Annotated in this window: 24 protein-coding genes and 2 pseudogenes; 8 read left to right on the top strand and 18 right to left on the bottom strand. The window is 37.5% G+C overall.

Going from position 1 to position 19,561, the window contains the following annotated elements; all coding sequences use genetic code 11:
- Window positions 1-29 precede the first annotated feature (29 nt).
- Both NSQ64_RS02725 and NSQ64_RS02720 read right to left on the bottom strand, forming a co-directional pair.
- Entirely contained in the window at window positions 30-1,463 is a 1,434-nt protein-coding gene (locus tag NSQ64_RS02725) for an amino acid permease (protein WP_041091095.1), read from the bottom strand.
- Window positions 1,464-1,751: 288 nt separating this feature from the next.
- The gene (locus tag NSQ64_RS02720; RefSeq protein ID WP_341014929.1) at window positions 1,752-2,372 is read right to left on the bottom strand and encodes a dienelactone hydrolase family protein; all 621 of its coding nucleotides are present in this window, start codon (window positions 2,370-2,372) and stop codon (window positions 1,752-1,754) included.
- Window positions 2,373-2,989: 617 nt separating this feature from the next.
- Between NSQ64_RS02720 and NSQ64_RS02715 the strand changes: the two genes are divergently transcribed.
- The 3 genes from NSQ64_RS02715 (at window position 2,990) to NSQ64_RS02705 (ending at window position 4,144) form a co-directional block, all read left to right on the top strand.
- Entirely contained in the window at window positions 2,990-3,268 is a 279-nt protein-coding gene (locus tag NSQ64_RS02715) for a DUF5839 family protein (protein ID WP_341014927.1), read from the top strand.
- A 70-nt stretch (window positions 3,269-3,338) separates the two neighbouring features.
- Window positions 3,339-3,569: a hypothetical protein gene (locus NSQ64_RS02710; protein ID WP_341014924.1), complete on the top strand. Its 231-nt coding sequence runs from the start codon at window positions 3,339-3,341 to the stop codon at window positions 3,567-3,569.
- A gap of 383 nt (window positions 3,570-3,952) precedes the next feature.
- Window positions 3,953-4,144, top strand: coding sequence for a hypothetical protein (locus NSQ64_RS02705; protein WP_268382424.1), 192 nt, complete (start codon window positions 3,953-3,955; stop codon window positions 4,142-4,144).
- Window positions 4,145-4,292: 148 nt separating this feature from the next.
- On the opposite strand, the gene NSQ64_RS02700 is transcribed toward NSQ64_RS02705, so the two are convergent.
- The 5 genes from NSQ64_RS02700 to NSQ64_RS02680 form a co-directional block, all read right to left on the bottom strand.
- Entirely contained in the window at window positions 4,293-4,796 is a 504-nt protein-coding gene (locus tag NSQ64_RS02700; protein WP_268382422.1) for a hypothetical protein, read from the bottom strand.
- 206 nt (window positions 4,797-5,002) lie between these two features.
- Window positions 5,003-5,278, bottom strand: a complete 276-nt coding sequence (locus tag NSQ64_RS02695; protein ID WP_341014922.1) for a hypothetical protein — start codon at window positions 5,276-5,278, stop codon at window positions 5,003-5,005.
- A 457-nt stretch (window positions 5,279-5,735) separates the two neighbouring features.
- Window positions 5,736-5,942 carry a hypothetical protein gene (locus NSQ64_RS02690; protein WP_341014920.1) on the bottom strand — a complete coding sequence of 69 codons (207 nt, stop codon included), beginning with the start codon at window positions 5,940-5,942 and terminating at the stop codon, window positions 5,736-5,738.
- On the bottom strand, window positions 5,932-6,153 hold the full coding sequence (locus NSQ64_RS02685) for a hypothetical protein (protein ID WP_341014918.1): 222 nt from the start codon (window positions 6,151-6,153) through the stop codon (window positions 5,932-5,934). The genes NSQ64_RS02690 and NSQ64_RS02685 overlap by 11 nt, the downstream gene beginning before the upstream one ends.
- Window positions 6,154-6,564: 411 nt before the next feature.
- Complete coding sequence (locus NSQ64_RS02680; RefSeq protein WP_341014916.1) at window positions 6,565-6,846, bottom strand: hypothetical protein; 282 nt, start codon at window positions 6,844-6,846, stop codon at window positions 6,565-6,567.
- 697 nt (window positions 6,847-7,543) lie between these two features.
- On the opposite strand from NSQ64_RS02680, the pseudogene NSQ64_RS02675 reads away from it, so the two are divergent.
- Together NSQ64_RS02675 and NSQ64_RS02670 are read left to right on the top strand one after the other, a co-directional pair.
- Window positions 7,544-7,699: pseudogene (locus NSQ64_RS02675) on the top strand (response regulator aspartate phosphatase); the annotation flags it as partial.
- Between the two features lie 3 nt (window positions 7,700-7,702).
- Window positions 7,703-8,530, top strand: a complete 828-nt coding sequence (locus tag NSQ64_RS02670) for a tetratricopeptide repeat protein (RefSeq protein WP_341018223.1) — start codon at window positions 7,703-7,705, stop codon at window positions 8,528-8,530.
- 261 nt (window positions 8,531-8,791) lie between these two features.
- Here NSQ64_RS02670 and NSQ64_RS02665 read toward each other — a convergent pair whose 3' ends face one another.
- The 4 genes from NSQ64_RS02665 to NSQ64_RS02650 form a co-directional block, all read right to left on the bottom strand.
- Window positions 8,792-8,998 (bottom strand): hypothetical protein, encoded by a 207-nt coding sequence (locus NSQ64_RS02665; protein WP_268382411.1) that lies wholly within the window; start codon window positions 8,996-8,998, stop codon window positions 8,792-8,794.
- A gap of 13 nt (window positions 8,999-9,011) precedes the next feature.
- Complete coding sequence (locus NSQ64_RS02660) at window positions 9,012-9,503, bottom strand: hypothetical protein (protein WP_268382410.1); 492 nt, start codon at window positions 9,501-9,503, stop codon at window positions 9,012-9,014.
- A 160-nt stretch (window positions 9,504-9,663) separates the two neighbouring features.
- Window positions 9,664-9,999 carry a YolD-like family protein gene (locus NSQ64_RS02655; protein ID WP_268382408.1) on the bottom strand — a complete coding sequence of 112 codons (336 nt, stop codon included), beginning with the start codon at window positions 9,997-9,999 and terminating at the stop codon, window positions 9,664-9,666.
- A 323-nt stretch (window positions 10,000-10,322) separates the two neighbouring features.
- Window positions 10,323-11,450 carry a response regulator aspartate phosphatase gene (locus tag NSQ64_RS02650; RefSeq protein WP_341014912.1) on the bottom strand — a complete coding sequence of 376 codons (1,128 nt, stop codon included), beginning with the start codon at window positions 11,448-11,450 and terminating at the stop codon, window positions 10,323-10,325.
- Between the two features lie 800 nt (window positions 11,451-12,250).
- On the opposite strand from NSQ64_RS02650, the gene NSQ64_RS02645 reads away from it, so the two are divergent.
- Entirely contained in the window at window positions 12,251-12,766 is a 516-nt protein-coding gene (locus NSQ64_RS02645; RefSeq protein WP_341014910.1) for a hypothetical protein, read from the top strand.
- Between the two features lie 2,008 nt (window positions 12,767-14,774).
- On the opposite strand, the gene NSQ64_RS02640 is transcribed toward NSQ64_RS02645, so the two are convergent.
- From NSQ64_RS02640 to NSQ64_RS02610, 7 genes and pseudogenes are all read right to left on the bottom strand, one after another.
- Entirely contained in the window at window positions 14,775-15,152 is a 378-nt protein-coding gene (locus NSQ64_RS02640; RefSeq protein ID WP_268382402.1) for a hypothetical protein, read from the bottom strand.
- A 60-nt stretch (window positions 15,153-15,212) separates the two neighbouring features.
- Complete coding sequence (locus NSQ64_RS02635) at window positions 15,213-15,485, bottom strand: AbrB/MazE/SpoVT family DNA-binding domain-containing protein (protein WP_268382425.1); 273 nt, start codon at window positions 15,483-15,485, stop codon at window positions 15,213-15,215.
- 144 nt (window positions 15,486-15,629) lie between these two features.
- Window positions 15,630-15,773 carry a hypothetical protein gene (locus tag NSQ64_RS02630; protein WP_341014907.1) on the bottom strand — a complete coding sequence of 48 codons (144 nt, stop codon included), beginning with the start codon at window positions 15,771-15,773 and terminating at the stop codon, window positions 15,630-15,632.
- A 62-nt stretch (window positions 15,774-15,835) separates the two neighbouring features.
- Window positions 15,836-16,384 (bottom strand): annotated as a pseudogene (locus NSQ64_RS02625) (lysozyme family protein); the annotation flags it as partial.
- 33 nt (window positions 16,385-16,417) lie between these two features.
- A complete protein-coding gene (locus NSQ64_RS02620) occupies window positions 16,418-17,101 on the bottom strand; it encodes a hypothetical protein (protein WP_341014905.1) in 684 nt (227 codons plus the stop codon).
- A gap of 63 nt (window positions 17,102-17,164) precedes the next feature.
- The gene (locus tag NSQ64_RS02615) at window positions 17,165-17,392 is read right to left on the bottom strand and encodes a hypothetical protein (protein ID WP_268382396.1); all 228 of its coding nucleotides are present in this window, start codon (window positions 17,390-17,392) and stop codon (window positions 17,165-17,167) included.
- Window positions 17,393-17,493: 101 nt separating this feature from the next.
- Window positions 17,494-17,844: a hypothetical protein gene (locus NSQ64_RS02610; RefSeq protein WP_341014902.1), complete on the bottom strand. Its 351-nt coding sequence runs from the start codon at window positions 17,842-17,844 to the stop codon at window positions 17,494-17,496.
- A 212-nt stretch (window positions 17,845-18,056) separates the two neighbouring features.
- Here NSQ64_RS02610 and tcyA point away from each other — a divergent pair, with 212 nt between their 5' ends.
- Entirely contained in the window at window positions 18,057-18,872 is an 816-nt protein-coding gene (tcyA, locus tag NSQ64_RS02605) for a cystine ABC transporter substrate-binding lipoprotein TcyA (RefSeq protein ID WP_007498178.1), read from the top strand.
- Window positions 18,859-19,551 (top strand): amino acid ABC transporter permease, encoded by a 693-nt coding sequence (locus tag NSQ64_RS02600; RefSeq protein ID WP_008347286.1) that lies wholly within the window; start codon window positions 18,859-18,861, stop codon window positions 19,549-19,551. The genes tcyA and NSQ64_RS02600 overlap by 14 nt, the downstream gene beginning before the upstream one ends.
- Window positions 19,552-19,561 lie beyond the last annotated feature (10 nt).

Here is a 19,561-nt window from a genome sequence, read left to right as displayed (position 1 = left end):
TCCCAAATGGGAAGGCTTCTTTTTTTGAATTAAAACCGAATTTCATCATCTCCGTGGATTTGCAACTGGAGCGGTTCACTTTTCACCTGATGTTTTTTCACATAGCGGTGATAGACAACATATCCAATGATCATGAGCGGTACGCCGACATACAGCCCAATCCGCTGCTCCGCATCAAAGGCAAGACTGATTAGCACAATCGAGTTCAGCGTGATCGCAATAATCGGCAGTGCCGGATAAAGAGGGGTTTTAAATTTTAGGTTTTCCAGCTTTCCGCCTGCTTTCAAATATCTTCTGCGGAAAAGCAGCTGTGATAATGTAATCGTAATCCAGCCGGTTTGGGCACTCATGCCCGCAATAGACACGATCCAAGCAAAAACGGTTTTCTCTGCAAAGAATCCTGATAATAACGAAATACCTGTAAACAGGAAAGTGAGCAGTAAGGCATTCATCGGGATGCCCCGCTGATTGACTCGTCTAAACGCCTTCCCTGCCATTCCTTCCTTCGACAAAGAGTACAGCATTCTCGTAGAGGCATATAGGCCAGAGTTCGCCACAGATAATAAAGCAATGATAATGACAAAGTTCATGATATCTGCCGCATAAGGAATGCCCGTTCTCTCAAACACAGTGACAAATGGGCTTTGCAGCACACTCGCTTCTTTCCAAGGCACCATACCCGCTAAGACAAAAATAGATAAAACGAAAAAGACAAGGGTGCGCCAAACCGTCTGATGAATAGAGCGAGGTACGGTTTTCTCCGGATTTTCACTTTCTCCTGCCGCAATCCCGATCAGCTCCGTCCCTTGAAACGAAAAATTCACCGTGATCATCGTGACGACAACGGCCAGCAAGCCATTCGGAAACAGACCGTCACTCACAAAATGACTAAAGTAAGGAGCTGGTTCCCCGCTCGTCGTTTGAATAAAACCAAACATCGCCGCTCCGCCTACGCCAATAAATAGTAAGATGGCAACAATCTTAATGGTTGAAAAGAAAAACTCCGACTCCCCGAACGCTTTCGCTGACCTGGCATTTAATAAGAACAAACACAGCCCAAATATGAGACACCAAATCCACACATCCACTTGTGGAAGCCAGCGTCTCATCAGCTGCCCTGCTGATAAAAATTCCAGCGCCACGGTGGCTGCCCAGCCAAGCCAATAAATCCAGCCAACAGCAAAACCTGCTGCAGGACTCACAAATTTCGTCGCATACGTATGAAACGACCCCGACACAGGAAGCGCGACTGACAGCTCTCCCAAACACAGCATGGTTAAATACATAATCAATCCGCCCACTATATAGGAAAGAACAGCTCCAACTGGCCCTGCTTGTCCAATCGTATAGCCTGTTCCAAGGAAAAAGCCTGTCCCAATGACACCGCCAAGAGAAATCATAAATAAATGGCGGGAGGTCATCGCCCTTTTCAATTGTTCGGGCTGATTTTGTCCAACATCCACAATGATGCCCTCCTTCTTCTAAGATGTTCTGTTATCAAAACATGTCTCCATGTGATTATTCCATTTTCAAAACAACCTACTAATTATACATCTTTTATAATAAATATGCTTCCTTCTATCGTCACTGTTACAAAGTCTTTATTTTAGTAATGTTCGCACAACTATACGGTGATTCTGATCATTTGATAGGATGCCTTATATCCAAAAGAATTGCACGAAAAAACCAGCATACAAACTTACATGACACACTGGTTTCATTTCCCTCTATTCGAGTCTCATTTCAAACAGTCATGAGTCATTTTTCTTTTGTAGACACTCTTTGATAAAACCATCTATATCTTGAAAGCAGCGATTTTTAGATTCAGCGTGAAAAGTCGTAGAATCTGGATTGGCGAACCCATGCTGCCCCTTTACTATTTTCACGCATAGCTTTTCCTTTTTCTCCAAAACATTCGCAACCTCCCGAGGGTTAAAAGATGCTTCAACTTCCGGGAAAAATAACAGCGTATTGCAGGCAGGCGTCATATCGAGAAAATCTCTTATCCTTGAACCATAAAATCCAATGAATCCGGTAAACAACTGATCATATTGGCTGCATTGCCAAGCAATTGTTGCCCCCACACTAAAACCTATCAGACATATGTCTCTCTCTGCATTTTTCGTTTTTAACTCTTTTGCCACATTCAATACGATCTTTACCGATTCATCAAAACCAACTTTATTCATAAAGTAGTCATATGCCTCATTCTCACTGACATAAGGGAAGTGTTTAGCCTGTCCTAATAAATGAGGACAATAAACCTCAAAACCAGCTTTGTCAAAATGATCGATCATACTCTTCATATGATCATTTATTCCGTATATTTCGTGTACTAAAATCATGACAGGTTTTTGTTTCAATGTATGCAAATGATCACACTTCCCTTTTATTCCGTTTGTTCACTGGAGGATCGTGTACTTTAAAAAGTCATTTAAGTCGACTGATCAACACCCACATAAACTTCTTTCGATGTGAAACATAGCATCTGTAGCTTCCGGATCCGCCGCAGGCAAATCCGGAAGTGTACAGCAGCATGTTATCGACCATTTTAGAGGGAAGCGAGATGCCGCAGAGAGTTGCCGGGCGCTGACCGGCTTATGACTGCGAGCAGACCCTTAGGTGATCCCGCCTTTAACTGACCTAAAAAAACAGTCATTTATCAAACTCTTTGTCTTTGCTTAAGCAAAGACAGAATGGGCTTAAGCCTATTTCATATGTTTAAAAATGAAGTCTTTCAAATTTTAGGATATTGATATCAAATGTATGGTGCATGTTATAATTTAGGAAATACGGATCGAGAGAGGAGATAATATGAAAGTAGAAGTAGTAATCAACCTGTTTGAGATAGGACTACTCATTCTAGGGGTATCAGGTTTAATGTTAATTAAAGCTAATGAAGAGAGAAAAAGAAGCAGAAGGAGCTAGACCTGCTTCTTTTTATTTTATATTGTTATCCTTAGAGTAAAGTGCAGAGGGAGTGTATGTAATGGACGAAAAAAATACGATTACAGCTTTCCATTGCAAGAAGCAGAATGGTGAATTAAAGGTAAGGCCTAAAACTTTTAAGTGGCATATACCAAAGAGGCTAAGGGGGCTTATTAAACAAGGCGATATTGTACTGGCGGAATCACAGGGAAGAAAAAAGCCTGTTCTAGTCATTGATGTTTCAAGGGAAGAACTAGAGGAAACGGGTTGCCGTTATAAGAGAGTCATCAAAGTTTTGGATCAAGTAAATAACAAGGATGAAACTAACTCAGATCTTTAGATAGACGTTCTATGCTATTATACATGTAATGATCACTAATTTTTGAAAAATTAAGAAAGTTTGGTGGCTTATGTATCTTAAATTTTCCTTAACAGCTCTTTTTTCAAGTTTATTTACATTTTTTATTCTTCAAATTTCAGACAAGATCAAAGATGCAATTTTAGCTGTTTCAACTGTTGATCTGGCAGAAAGCAAGATTACAGAGTCACTGCTTACAGGCAGCCTTTTCATTGTTCCAGCAATTTTTTTGGTTTTAAGTGCTATTTTTTATTACATGCACACGAAAGGAGCAGGAAAATAATGCCTGATTTTTTTGAGTCCTGATGTTTCCCAAAAAAGACAGACCCTGCGTTCCAATTTTGAAAATTTTCGGTATCTCGCAAACAGATTTTCAAGTTGATTTCAGCAGACAAAACGAAAAAACGCATTTGAAGCCCTTATAATCGTTTTTGACGCATTCCCCTACAAATTATTACCTGAACAAAAACAAAAGCGATCAGAATCAAATTTGAGAGCTCTCAACGGCATTTTTGAAATAAATCCCTGTGTGCGTGCTAAACGTCAAGCGTGTAACAAAACAGAGAAAGGTGAAAACCTTTCTCTGTTCAAAAAATTATCCGTTACCCCAACCATCTTCTCTAACAGTTTTTTGTCGGTAAAGGAGAAAAAGGGAGGAATGTTCGAATGAGTAAGTCGAGTAAAATAATTCTAAACATTTTCTTGATAGGAACAATCTTTTTCTTTGGCAGTTATTTCGGATATAAATCAAATAGTGTTGAATTACCTGGTCTTCTTTATACTGGCTTAGTTTCATTAGCAGGTCTGATAATAACCGCTTTCATTGCTTTGGTGAAAAAAATAATAAACAACGTATGACATAAAAAAAGGCAGGCTCTTGTTGGAGCCTGCCTTTCTATGTAATTCTTGATGCCAACATGCCAATGAACCATGTCTTCAAATTTAGCAAAATTAAATACATCTCAAACAAAAAATCAATATTCACCAATCGTACATTTATTAAAAACTATGCTTTAGGTCTATCAGTAGAAATAAATTCTAATAAAAAACAAACTAAAGTTAAACCGATAGAAATTTTGATACTATCTGCAATACCAATTGAACATATAACACCAACAAAGAAAACAAATAAAAATCTAAAAAGTGAAACGAAAATAGTCTTTAGTATATTGTCTCCCATTATATGTTTTCCAACTGTAATAAATATATTGTCAAGAGTAAATGAATAACAAACTAACGCTAAACTCACAATGATAATTTGAGTGAAATCTACATTTAATCCTAATGACTTAACGATTACACTTATTGATCCTGTAGCAATCAAAACTATAAACATAATTACTGCTGTAGGAATTAAAGACAACAAAAGTGCACCAACAAATGTGGAAAACACATATCCCTCATTTGTTGTATTCTCTTCAGCTTCCCTTTTTTCACCTCTATACATAAAAAAGAAAAACAACGAAAAGAAAAATAAATAAATTAACATAGTAATTGTAAACAAATTCAATCCTGATCTCTCCTTATAAAAATATTCAATATCTATACCAAAAAGAAAACAACAACTTGAGCGATTAATTGCGCGTCACCTGGAGGAATTCCAGCTGCCATTAAAGCCGCAGTAACTTTAGCTTCACCGAAAGATGTTAACTGATCAATTACATCAGCTGCTTTATGTGACCATTTACTACAAGCATCACCAGCTTTTTGAGCCCACTAGTAAGGAATTTTCTTTATTAAAGTCCCTAAAGCTGGACCACCTACTCTTAATGCTTTGACTAGAATTTGTTTACCAAAAGGAATTCCTTTTGTACTCATTGTTGGATCATTTCCAACAGGAAGGGTAGATGTATTTGTTGTACCTATCTTACCAACACTTTCACGATTTGCTTCCGCAGCACTAGCATAACCGGGCGCAATAGCAGAAATTCCAAAAACACTTAGTGAAACCAATAAGAAAAATGATATAAATTTTTTCTTCACTTTAATCACTCCATCCTCTTTTCTTCAACAAAACCCATACTACCATTAAATGAGATATTTTTACTTTATAATTACTTTAAAGGTTAAAATAGTAAAAGAATATCATTTCAAGTTACCTAGCCATATGTAATTTTTGATGTCAACATGCCAACGCACCATGACCTCATTCGACAAAGAAACAGACCCTAAAGGTCTGTCAGTGTGTAGACAAACCCTCGCATTCGTTGTCAGTCCTGCGCGCTGGTGCTCACGAATGACAAATTCGCTCCGCTCCAGTGCTCATCCTTCCTAGACTGCAAAGGTTTTCTATCACGCTGAAAAGAAGACAAAGGGCTAAAATAAAGTTCATTTTAGCCCTTTGTCAACAATCTGACAGACCCTAAAGGTCTGTTTCTTTTCATGTACCGAATCGAATAAGACTCATCATGTCGCATTCCTCGAACGTGTTCCGTTTCTTACAGCAAGATCAATGTCTTTGAGTTGCAGATCGAGTTATAAGAGGAAAATCCATAGTAGTAAAACTGTTCCCTGTAGCATTTCTTACAGTCAGATCAACGGATTCAGGAGAAGTTGCCTTTCTAGAATTCGCATCAAAATCAACAGACGATAAAGAGATCACACCTAACAAAGCTGAAGCACTTAAAAACCCAGTAAGAACCGTTTTAAAATTCATACAAACAGTCGCCCCTTCGAATTTGTTTTTGAGCGTACACCATTTGCTGATACAAATATACTGAATTCTCCACACGCCCGCTTTTAGTATAGAACTGCGCGGCTTCTAATGCTAGGTCTTCCATGTAACGATATCCTTTCATGTTGTTCAATTTTCCCAATACATTCAAGATGTCACTCATATTAGCAGACTCAAAAAATAATTTTTTCATAAACTCCATATGTAAAATTTTCGGTATCTCGCAAACGAATTTTCAGATTGATTACAGCAGACAAAACGAAAAAACGCATTTAAAGCCTTTATAAGCGTTTTTGACGCATTCCCCTACAAATTTATTACCTGAACAAAAACAAAAGCGATCAGAATCAAATTTGAGCGCTCTCAACGGCATTTTTGAAATAAACCCCTGTGTGCGTGCTAAACGTCAAGCGTGTAACAAAAACAGCAGGCTCTATTAGCCTGCTGTTTGATCAAAGAATAATACTTTAAATATTTAAAAATGAAGCAAAACCTATAATCATACTTAAAGCAAATAACGCCAAAATAGAATAAATAGTTACTTTCCAACCTTTTGTTAAAGCCATCAGAATCACCTCTAATCCTACTTTTAGTAAAAATCACACTAAAAACATTCTTTTTGTACAACTCCTAGACTGAAAAACTCCACCCAATGCTTTGCATATTCAGCTGGGAGTGCTCTTTTAGTTACATTGATCGCTTTCTTTATAGATTTCGCTCTAGAATAACCTAAATTACGTTGATGCTTATAAGCTTTAATTAAAGCATTAGCCACCACTCGAGTTCCACCCATAATTTTAACAGCCTTCTTAATTTTTAAAATTTTAGACCAAGGTAAAGCATTCATAGCAATAGCTTTCCAAATTCCCCAAATACATCTACTCACACTCAAAGTACTCATAACTGGTTCATCAAAATGGTGATATTTTTAAGTATTCTCCATCAGCTATGAATTTCTGACCGGCAAATATTGCATTACTCCTATTCTTTAATTCTTTAATGCGTAGTAAAATAATAACACATTTAGAATAAAAAGGAGAGTTTAAAATTGAGTGAAACCATTATAAACCTAATCGCATCAATAATAGCTGTACTATTAATAGTATTTGTTCTCTCTCATAAAAAGTTAGAGAAAAAGCTTGATTTAACAATACTTATATTAGTAGCAACCACAATATTTTTGGTTAAAATTCAGTGGATTTGGATAACTGTCTTCTTACTTTCTTTCGTATATTTTGGGATCAAATATACGTATAAATCTAAAAAAGGATAAAACGTATCACAAAAAGTCGGATCAATTGCCGGCTTTTTATGTTTCTGAAATAGCACATGCGATAATCATCAAAACAAAAAAATGAATGGTTTTGGATCAAGTGGATAAAACCAGTAAAGAGCGTGAAAAATAAATAGCGTCTTTTGTTGGTGGCTTTTTGTCATGTTTTGGAGTTCTTTATTGTCTGTATGGTATGTCACATTACTTATTTTTACATAATTTGTTTAAAAAGGTCATTTGATCTGCGATAATGAAAGAAAGGGTAAAATGATAGGGGGAGGTTTGTTTGGCAGAATAAGTAGCAAGTCCACTTGTTGCTAAAATGATCGGTGATTGGTACGGATATATCAAGAAACAGGACATACAAAATGCAGAAAGTAAGAGAAAAGAGATTGTAGTAGCCTGCGAGAATATGGAAGAAGACCAAAATGTCTTATTATACTTTAACTTGATTGATTCCAGATACAAAATGATGGTACAGGAGTTTGAGGGATCAAAAGCTTTATTGAAGCAAATAGACATTGAAGAGAAACAGAAAACAGACGACATGATTCAGTATTATTATTTCTTCTTCAATGGCATGTATGAGTTCTATAAAAATCGATTTTCAGACGCTATCAACTATTATCATATCGCAGAGACCCGCCTTAGAAATGTTCCTGACGAATTAGAACGTGCTGAATTTAACTATCAGCTTGCGATTGCGTACTACAAAATCGCACAAAATCATTTCTCCATTAACCATGCAAAAAAAGCCTTAGAAAGCTTTAAATCAGCAGATTTACAAGAGAGTCGGGTAGCGACTACTCTAATGGTGATCGCTTCAAACAAAATGGATTTAAACCAACTTGTCCAAGCTGAATCCACTTATAAGGATGCTATCAATTTAGCAGCAGCTTCTAACCTTGATTTGCCACAAGCGCTAGGGTATTTCAATCTTGGGATATGTTATGAGCGCCAAGGAAAGCTTGCTGAAGCTTTCGACTCTTTCCAGAATTCCTTGTCTATCGAACTAAAAAAACCACACAAAACACTGAATATGAGAACAAAGTACATGTTAGCACGTGTACTCTTCCAGTTAGATAAAACAGCTGAAGGGCTGGAGGCACACAATGAGTCACTCATGTTAGCGAATGAATTATCTGACAATGCGTATATTGCTAAGTTAAACATCATACATTCAATGTATGTAAAAGATGATGAAATTCAGCTCGACGCAGCTCTAAATGTACTGAAAAATCAAAAACTTTGGAAAGATGCCGCCGAATTGTCAATTATGGTAGCAAGATTTTTTTAAAAGCAGGATAATCATAAACTAGCATCAAAATACTTTGATGAAGGTTTGGAATCACAAGCCAAAAAATTGACATGGATGGAGGAGGAAGCTGAATGAAGCACCTGAAAGTTATGATATTAAGCCTTACCTTATTAATTGGGATCACAGCCACAGTACATATAAATTCCTCGAATGATTTTCAAGCCGCAGAAGACGGATACTTTGGTTAAGCCATTTTTAAAAAGAAAAAGCCCTGTTCGCGTAGGGCTTTTTTGTATGTCTTTATTCAGTTCGATGTCTCATTTTATTGATCGTTCTAAAAGACGCTTCGACGCCAATGAATACGACAAAGAATATTACTATCCAACTGATCAAATCTGCCCAAATATTGGACATGTTAATCACTCCGAAGTTACTTAATCCCGATTGAATAACAAACGAGATTAAAGCAGTGATAAACACAGTTAAAAACCAATTTGTTTTCTTCAAGATTCACACCTCCTTAGAGGAATTTACACACATATTTAGTAGTCTTGTTTTCATTTTTGTAACGCTTGCAGAATTCATGGCCGCCCATGTCTAAAAGCTTTTTACCTAGCCATGCTAGACCTGCGCCAGCCAGTACTTTGGCCGCCCATATCACTAACGGAGCAACCATAGTTGTCACTTCACCTTTTTTCTGTGCAGCTAATTGATCTTGGTACACCTTTTCAGCATCGCTACCGCCCAATGACTCTAAACGATTTTTGATCTCTACCGCCATACCCTTTGGCAACCCGGCATTGACGACTTTAGATTCATCAAACGAAAAAGTCCTATTTTCTTCATTGTATGCAGCAGCATCGAAAATAGCCTGAGCAATTCTCTGCTGCTTTTGTGGGTTCCATTGTTCTTTTGCTGAAGCCTGACCGAAAGAAGATGTGATTCCAAGAGTCACAATAAGAGTTAATACCAGTGTAAGTTTTCCATTAAGCTTACACAATAAACCGTTCATACTAAACATCCTCCCCCTAAAAGTATTGTCTAACACCTACATGGTAACAATTAACAGGGGTTAATTTCCACAGTTTCATAAAAATAGGTAAAAATAGACTAAATAAAAGTCCCGTCATTTGTGACGAGACTGTGAAATGTTTCTTTTTTTAGCTATTTTGTCAGGGGGTTTTGACATTTAAAATATCTGCAAACCGCATAAAGTTTGTGTCGCCCCGATCATCCTTAATCCTGAATTCTTTTCTTAAATGATCCACGTATACAACTTTTCCATTGCTCTTACGAGTGAATCCTTGATCAAACAGCTCAAAATGAAGAGACAAGTCTTCACTCAATGCGGTTGCAATGGTATATTCAAACTCTTCCAATTGTTCTGGGCTTAATGTTGGTCGTTCTATTTTCTGCTTCTTCAGGTGCAGCTGCCTTAATACCTCGTTATGTTCAGGCAAGATAAATTTCATCTGCCATCTATTTTGATCTTTTCTTTCATCCCACACATTATCACCTCAATTGAGATTATAAACGAACATTTGTTCGGTGTCTAAATGATAAAACTTCCATGATGTGTTTATTCTTACGGAAGTTCAAAAAATGAACTTCCGTAAAATCTGCTTTGTTCCACAAGCTATTTTGTATCATTTCAATGCAACAAAAAGACAGACCTAAAAAGGTCTGCCATTTTTCATGTACCAAATCGAATAAGACTTATCATCATGTAGCCTTTCTTGAAGCAACTGACACATTTGAATCTTGTTGGAGGACAAAAGAAGACCCACTAACGATTAATAAACTAGCACAAACGATTGAAAGCAGTAAGGCTTTAAATTTCATACAAGAACTCTCCCCTTCGGATTTGTTTTTGAGCATAGATCATTTTGTTATAAAAATATACAGAATCATCCATATGCTCAATTCCAGTATAAAATTCCGCAGCCAAAAGCGCCAGTTCTTCTAAATATGGATAGCCTCGAATATCGTCAAGTGCATCTAAAGCATCCGCAACAGCAGTGGGTTTAGCCCCCTCTAAATAAAGAGCTTTCAGCACATTTAACAAATTCATGAAAAAACAATCATTGAACCTTTCAGCGCTTTCTATCCCTAAATCAAAATAGTGTTTTCCTGATTCATGCTCCTTTTTCTTGAAATGCAGTAAAGCCAACTCATAATAAATCTGTGTAAGTTCTTTAGCTCCAGACTCTTTAGCCTGATCAGCAGCTTTCACCAAAAAATAAAGCGCTCTGTCCTGATCCCCAATATTTTTATAAGAATCACCGAGGTTAAGCAACGCTTTAGCAAGCATATACTTGTTGCCTAAATTCCTGGCGGACTCTTCTGCTGCTCTTAGATGGGGTATCGCTTTTTCATGTGTACATAAATCATCATAATTGCCTGCAATGACAAAACGACATTGAATCACCTTGATCTCATACATCCCATTGGTTTTATGAGCTTTATAAGCATGATACGCCTGCTCGATATAATACATAGACAAATGCGTTTGCTTCATGTGATAAAAAATTTCTGCCATCTTATAATAAAATTCAGCCCGTTCAAGCTCATCAGCTACTTTATCCAGCTTCTTTTCTGCTTGTCTATAAAAAGCAATGGCTTTTATGTACTCACCCTTAGAGAATTCATACATCCCTTGAAAAAAGTGAACGTAGTATTCCATGATACCCGTCAACTTTTTACCTTCACCTTCAACCGCCCGTAAGTACTCCGCTTTGTTGACTATCTGCTCAGCTGGATTCACATATTCCAACATCTGCTGATGACGAAATTCCATTAGTTGAAAATAAAGAACAGCTTGCTCATCTTCTTCCATCACATCTAATTCACTTTTTATCTCATTACGAAGCATTTCCGCATCTGTCACATTGAATTTTTTAATATGTCGATACCACTCATTAATTTTTTGCCCAACCTCCGCAGCAGGAATACTTTTCATTCCACCTCTCCCCTTTCAACATCCCTTTTTATGTTAAATACTAGCATAATTTGCACGTCCTAGAATCCTCATTTGTACCAATTTTGAAAATTTTCGGTATCTCGCAACCATCTTTGAATTTTTCTCGGTTTCTCGCAATAAAAAAGAAATTTTTTGTTTTTTAATCTGCAACAAATCTCTCATATTCTTGATAAGGTTCAGCCTTAGAGTCATAAGGGTTTTGAATAGTTTAATAGCCATTATCACATGAAAAAAACAGACTCCAGTAAGAGCCTGCTTTTCTAACACAGAAGTTTTCCGGCACGTGCTGCGCTGATACTTCGCATCGATCCGGCCATACCTATCAACCATTGATAGGCGGAAAAATGTTCGCTTTTTACTATCAAAAATCAGATCTTCCTGGATAACATCATTCGTGTTTTTACGGAAGTTCAAAAAATGAACTTCAGGGCAATACCAGTGTAGAATGAAAAAAACTACACACCTACTTTTCGTAAGTTTACATAATGACCCTTCGGGGAAGTCTTTTTTTTAGCCGATCCTCATATTCGGGCAAATTCCGTCTTCAGGAGCGATTTTGGATTTGGGAAATAATCGAAAAATCGGCTCACAGTAAGTATGAGACAATCTCTGTTTTCCTCTATTTATCTCAATATTTCATATCAATTTCATAGTTGATCTTAATTCTGTATAGTTATATGATCTTGTGTTAAATATCATTTACTATACATAATACTCATGTGAATTAAATGGTAAAAAAGTATAATTATCCTATCAATTGTATAGGAGGAATGTTTGGAATGAAAAAGACTCTTGCTGCTTTATTTCTTATTGGTAGTTTATCTGTGAGTGGTGCTGCAACTTCTAGCGCAACTTCAGTTAGCAAAGACCCATTGGTCGTTAATGGAATTTTGAGTGCGCAAAATCCTCTTCAAGAAGCTGTTGCTAGAACACAGGCAACTCATGTTAAAAATGGTGTAACAAATAAATATCTAGGTAGTAACACAGCTTCAAATAAGTCAGATCAGGTGATTGGGCAATTCACGCCGGATAATGCTATCAAACTTACTATTAAAGGGTGGCAAAACTCAACAACACAAGTAGAAGCAGAGGTTTGGTACACACTTCGAAGAGGTGCATCAGAAGTTGAAACTATTAAAATAAAAGGAAACATAAAACCTACAGATACATCAAGATTGTTTTATAAAGAATTCACAAAATTTTTTCCTGGTGTAACATACACTGTGTGGGCAGAAAATAGAACATCTGTAGGTGTAAACGTTGGTTTGGATGCTTATTGGGATACAAAAAATTAATGTAAATGTAATAAAAAGAACCGGCATTAGATGCTGGTTCTTTTTTATTTATTATACTTTGTCTTACTGGTGCCATTAGAAAGAAAGAGGATAATAGCCATCGGATCGGAACTGTCATCCATTTTTGCAAAAAAGAAATGGCTGCATGAGCAAACTGTCATCCATTTTTGCAAAAAAGAAATGGCTGCATGAGCAAAAAGTGATCGATGACTGTCATCCATTTTTGCAAAAATAAATGGCCGCATGAGCAAAAAATAATCGATGACTGTCATCCATTTTTGCAAAAAAGAAATGGCCGCATGAGCAAAAAATGATCGATGACTGTCATCCATTTTTGCAAAAAATAAATGGCTGCATGAGCAAAAAGTGATCGATGACTGTCATCCATTTTTGCAAAAATAAATGGCTGCATGAGCAAAAATGATCGATGACTGTCGTCCATTTTTGCAAAGGATGCCTATTTCATAGTAAATACAATAATGCTAGAAGAGGCGCCAGAGGTGAAGTATATTGAATGAATAACACCTCATGTCCATTTAGATTAGATCAGAAATCGTTACAATATAATATGTCTGAAATGAAATATCGCAGGTAGGAAAATAAAAAGATCGCTCAAAAGTGAACGAATATTCTCACAGAATGAATAAAAAAATTCAATTCAATTCAACTCAATTCAATTAAAAGAACGTAGCGAGAAAATAAAAATAATGTAACGAGAAGTTTAAAATAATTGCACTCATAAAAAAAAACATCCTAACAGAATGTTTAAAATAAATTCAACTCAATTCAATTAAAAGAACGCAGCAAGAATAAAAAAATAAGCTAACCTATGGCATCAAATTATTTGTTGTGGTAACATGAAAGTGCGAAAGGATTTTATTCGACTTTGACTGAGTCGACCTAGTTTCCAAACTGGAGCTCGAGAGCTTCAATATGAATTTCACAATTAAAAAGAAATTTTATTTGAGCACTCGGCTGACTACCGTGTGCTTTTTCTATGTATAAATATTTTTCTTTGGCATACACTAATTAAAAAGAATAAAGCAGCCCTCTAAAAAAAGAAACGAGATAGAATCATTTACGACCTTGACTAGGGGAAGTAATGATGCTGCTTTATATCTCTTCAGGTAATCAATTTGAAATCTTGTCCCAGATCCACATTAAGAACGTGACTAGCGTTCTAAGTGAATTAACGACCAGGAACACAAGCTTGTATTTACAGGTAGTACAAGCTTGGTTTTTTTTGTGTCTATCGACACGCCGCGAAAAGATTTTATTTTTAGTTTCCAAACTGATCCCCTCCTTTCTCGGTATAAAAATACCTTTAATGGAAGGGTTAGAGGACTATCGCTTGCTACACGTTTCTGTATACATTTTACCAGTATATTCATTGAAACACGACTAGTATATGTTCGAAACAAGCAAAATTCTTAAAGGCCCCATCCCCCTACTCTTCTATACTTTGAAATATCAGCTTTTTACAGGTTTCTTTTAAAAATAAATGAAATTTTTAAAAAACCTGATGGGCTTAAGCCTATTCTTTCTTTGCTTAAGCAAAGATTTTGATAAAGAACTCTTGATGTTGTCAAATGGATAAACACTCCTACAAATTGCCTCCTTACTCTTAATATAAGACTTCAACACAAAATTTTTGATATTCCTCAAAATATTTTGGGTCTGCATTAATTAGTGGTAAGCGTATAGAAAGTGTTGCAGCGTTGAGACGATCAGCAAGCCTTCATATCCTTCTCGTCTTTAATATAGCGCTTCTCGCTGCATTTTCTGGACTCATTCCATTTTTCTTTCTCTCTCAATAGATGGCAAACGTATTACAGACGATCGGCAGCCCAGTCTGGCATCCCTCTAATCTTTTTGCATAGCGCTTCCTCCCCTATGGCTTGATATCAACCTTTAGAAAATCGGAAGTCAACTACTTTCTGCTTGTTTCAAAAAAGTGTACAAAAAAAGAAGCCGTTAATGGCTTCTTTTTTGTTTTCATATTTCCACTTTATAAAGCTATTTCAATCACGGCCACTTCTTCACCGTTATACCTTGTCACAAAAGAAACTTCTTCTTCCGGTATTCCCACACCTAACAAAAACGATTTAAAAGCACGGCCGCCCTCTCCGCCGTAATTGCTGGCTAAACCTCCGTTAATATATAATTTATAGCGCACAGTCTCCACATAAGTATGAAATCTTGCTTTATGACCATTTCTAAAGTGCGTAATGTGAGTGACTTTCCCTAATTTCGGCAACAAAGTTAAAGCAAAATCTAAAGTCGATTGGCTAGTCTGTTCCTGAATAATGATTGATGCTTCATCCATTGGAAATGGTGGTTTAAACTCTGTATGCTCTCCTAAATAATGTTCTTTAATAGTTGCCATTTCTATATCCTCCTTTAGTTTCTTGGCACGAATGAAAAATTGTGGCCGGCTTTCCAGATTTCACTCTTCCACGGCCAAAATTTCCTCTAATAGAATTCTTGCTCCTTCTGGACTTAATACAATACCTCCCGATAATGTCATGTTTTGATCAGACTCCTCGCCGGTGATGATACAAGCTTTATTTCGATAATATTTACGCAAAATGATTTTTTCGTCTTCAACAAGTATCTCCATCGGATCACGTTCTTTAATTTGTAATACCCTTCTCAGTTCCTTTGGTAAAACGATTCTTCCTAACTCGTCCACTTTTCGCACAATACCTGTACTTTTTATCAATTGTGCCTCTCTCCTCTCAAATTCTCAGGATGCTTCTGACGCAATTAGTGGGTGATTGTTCATCAAAATCAATTTAATTGCGTCAGATTGATCATATACAACACTGTTTCCCTGTAATTCTTGGGGTGCTTAGTTTTATACCTACTGTCCTCCTACATTGGCGATAAATTCAACATTATCGACTTTCCACTCTCCATTATCCAACGCAATCAGCTGTGTCTTGATTACGATTTTCTGTTCGCTCGCTGTGCCATTATAGCTTGTGCGTACAGTGAACTCATTCATAAAAGAAACTTCTTTATATTGTGTACTTGGGCATAATCGAATTTTTGGTTTTTCCCTCAGCCTTTGTCTCCTCCTGTGTCTAGGTATCTAAGTACATGATCAACATAAAGTGGATCTCCATAACTCGACCACCCTACTTTTGCAGCCTGTTCTTTACTGAATGAGGCAGCAAGCTCTTTCGTATACTTACCGCCATTTTTTTTAACGTAGTCAATGAACCCACTGCCATAGTTATAGGCTTGAAGTGTTAATTTGATGTCGCCACCTGCTTTATCTAGGACGCTTTTAAAATGTTTCATTCCAACATCTATACTGACTTCGGGATCAGTAATTGTGTTAGGCGGCAAACCAATGGATTCTGAGGACTGCATAACGTCTAAATGTCGGCCGCCGCTTTCTTGCATGACAAGAGCCATAATTACGTCTATATGCTTTGTAAGATCATACTTTTCAGCATATTTTTCAAACAAAGGGCGATACCGTTCCACATCCTGACTGATTTTCACTTTGCCTGAAATACTACTGTCTATACCGACTCGGCCGCCTTCGTCATCTCCAGCACCAAACAATAAGATGAACCCCATAAGGGCGGTATACCCAGCTACGGCCATGATGAGGCCGATGACAAGAATCTTTTTCATGCTTTATTCACCCCGTACCCGATTAGGGTTTTCAGGTAGATGTTTCTCGGAAACGTTCTGTGCTTGACGTTCGTTTTTTCTCTCGCCTCGGTCTTTTGGCTGAGAGCGATTAGGTCTTGCATTTTGTTTTTCATTTTCTCCTACTGGAGGCTCCATTGTCGAAGGGCTAGACAAATCCTTACCGCCAGTAGAACGTGTTCTCTCTACTGATCGAACTGTCTCATTCCTTTGTACATTTTGACTTTTCGATAGCTGCGGCTGCTGTTTCCTTTCACGTCTCACATTCTCATCCCATGATGTGACATGCGGACGTGTATTCTCACTCGGAGAGTTTTCTGATACCTGTTGAGTCCGGTATCGCTCTCTATCTAAAGACTCTGCCTTCAGCGTAGCATTCTGTGTCTGCGGTTGTCGCTCTTGTTTATTCCGATCTTCAACTGTACCCCCTGATTGCCGCTGCCGTTGTCTATCTGAATCTTCCTGAGATTCGCCTTGTAACGTCCTGTCTTTTCGGCCGTCCTTAAACTCACTCATATTGACAACTTTATCAGCTGAATTTCCTTGTAAGGTACGAGCCTCGGAACGGTCAGGAGAATCATTTAAATTGCTGTTTATCGCATTAGCTGAGACGTCGTTTGCGCTACCTGCGGTCTCACGGTTTTCATTTCGTTCTTTAGCTTGTTGCAATGCTGCAGCTGCACCGGCAAAGTTCTTAGCAGCTCCGATGGTTTTTGCTGTTGGCTGACGAATTCATTTATCATAAGCTTGTTTGACTGTTCCGCCATCCACTGAAACCACCCTACCAGCTGTTACAAACTCAATGATTTTATCTCGATACTTAATCATTAAGATGATAGCAAGAGCTGTCACAAAAGCATTCAGCATGTATTTACCGGGTGTATCCATTGGAATCAATTCACCTGTTATATCAATGATCAAAAACGTAAATAGAAGAATGATCCCTACAAAAGCTTTCATTAAAAATGCACCAACCAACCTGCCAAGTGTATACCAAGCACTATTTGAGAAATTCGGCAGAAAAGAAATAACAAAACTAATCGGGAGTATGACGCTTATTGCTAAAACAAGAATTTGAACGCAAAGTTAACAAATGCCACCAACAGCAAAGGAACACCCAACACACAAGCAAAGCCTAACGAAAAGATAGCCACGCCGATTTTATTCGGAATTCCTGATTGCGCCATCATGGTATTACCTAGCCGATTTGCCTCCTCCGCAGCAATTTTTTTCCTCTCTTTATATCCATCTTCATTAAGCTTATATTCCAGTAGTTTAGTGATTCTATCCTTATCATCCTTTGTGATCTTACTCTCATCTGTCATGCCATAGTTCATATTTAAATATGGCTTATAGACAGCAATATCAAAGTATATATTCCGAAGGAGAGCAATCATAGCATATTTTACCATTAAGTAGTCGAACTCTGTTCATCATCGTTTGAGAATGCGTTTGGTTTTATCCACCTTTTGTTTTGGGTATAGTTCTATCGTTTATCCGTTCAACCAGTTCAAGGCATAAAGTTGGTGAGATTCGCTCAAGCTAGTTTCAAATGCTTTACTTTTAGGTTGCTTCTCTGTAAGATCATATGTTGTAAATACCAACAAGAAAAGTGGGGAATAAAATGAAAAAAATGTTCTTTGCCATTATTTTAGGCGCTTGTGTTGCATTGATCACAGCATGTGGATCAGCTGCAAACGACAGCGCAAATAAACAATCTGGATCTAAGGAATCAGGTGACCTTTGGAAGTCCATTCAGGATAAAGGCGTATTAACCATCGGTACAGAAGGTACATATGCTCCTTTCACCTTCCATGACAAAAAGACAGATAAATTAACTGGCTATGATGTCGAGGTCATCACAGAAGTTGCAAAACGTCTTGACTTAAAACCAGAATTCAAAGAAACACAATGGGACAGCATGTTTGCTGGTCTGAATTCTAAACGTTTTGATGTGGTAGCGAACCAAGTTGGTAAAACTGGACGTGAAAATCAATATGATTTCTCTGATAAATACACAACATCTCAAGCCATTGTTGTGACAAAATCAGATAACAATGACATCAAGAAACTTTCTGATGTGAAAGGCAAAAAAGCAGCACAATCATTAACAAGTAACTACAACAAATTAGCTACAGATGCTGGCGCTAAAATTGAAGGGGTTGAAGGTCTTGCACAATCCATTCAATTGATTCAGCAAGGGCGTGCTGATTTGACGTTCAATGATAAACTGGCTGTCTTGAATTACTTGAAAACAAGCGGTAACAAAAACCTAAAAGTTGCATTTGAAACAGGAGATCCACAAGAAACGTATTTTGCCTTCAGAAAAGGCAGCGGCGAAGTCGTTGACAAAGTGAATGGCGCACTAAAAGAAATGAAGAAAGATGGTACACTCGCTAAGATTTCTAAGAAATGGTTTGGTGAAGATGTTACAAAATAATATCCTCGGAGTCGTCATTCCGTGGGATCTTCTTCAGCAATCTTTTTGGCCAATGGTGATGCAGGGAATTTATTATACAATTCCCCTCGCCATCATTGCCTTTATCATTGGTCTTTTTATCGCGCTTGTGACAGCTCTTGCTAGAATGTCTAAAATCAAAGCGCTCAGATGGATTTTTTCTATCTATGTGTCGGCTGTTCGCGGAACGCCGCTTTTTGTGCAATTGTTTATTATTTTCTATTTCTTTCCGACATTTAATATCACACTTGATCCATATCCAAGTGCTATCATCGCTTTTTCTTTAAACGTAGGTGCGTATGCTTCGGAAATTATTCGTGCATCCGTCCTATCTGTTCCAAAAGGACAATGGGAAGCGGGGTATTCGATTGGGATGACCCATCGCAAAACGCTCGTCCGCGTGATTTTACCGCAGGCAGTGCGTGTATCGATTCCGCCGCTGTCTAATTCATTCATTAGTTTGGTGAAAGATACATCGCTTGCCTCCCAAATCCTCGTGGCAGAGATGTTCCGTAAATCACAAGAAATTGCTGCGGCGAACTTGGATCAAATTTTATTTATTTATATGGAAGCAGCCCTGATCTACTGGGTATTCTGCTTCATTCTATCGCTCGTTCAACACCAAATTGAAAAACGACTTGATCGATATGTCGCAAGGTAAGGAGGGAACG

This window comes from Bacillus sp. FSL W8-0183, from assembly GCF_038006825.1.
Lineage (GTDB): Bacteria > Bacillota > Bacilli > Bacillales > Bacillaceae > Bacillus > Bacillus altitudinis.
This window is presented reverse-complemented; position numbering and strand designations above follow the sequence as displayed.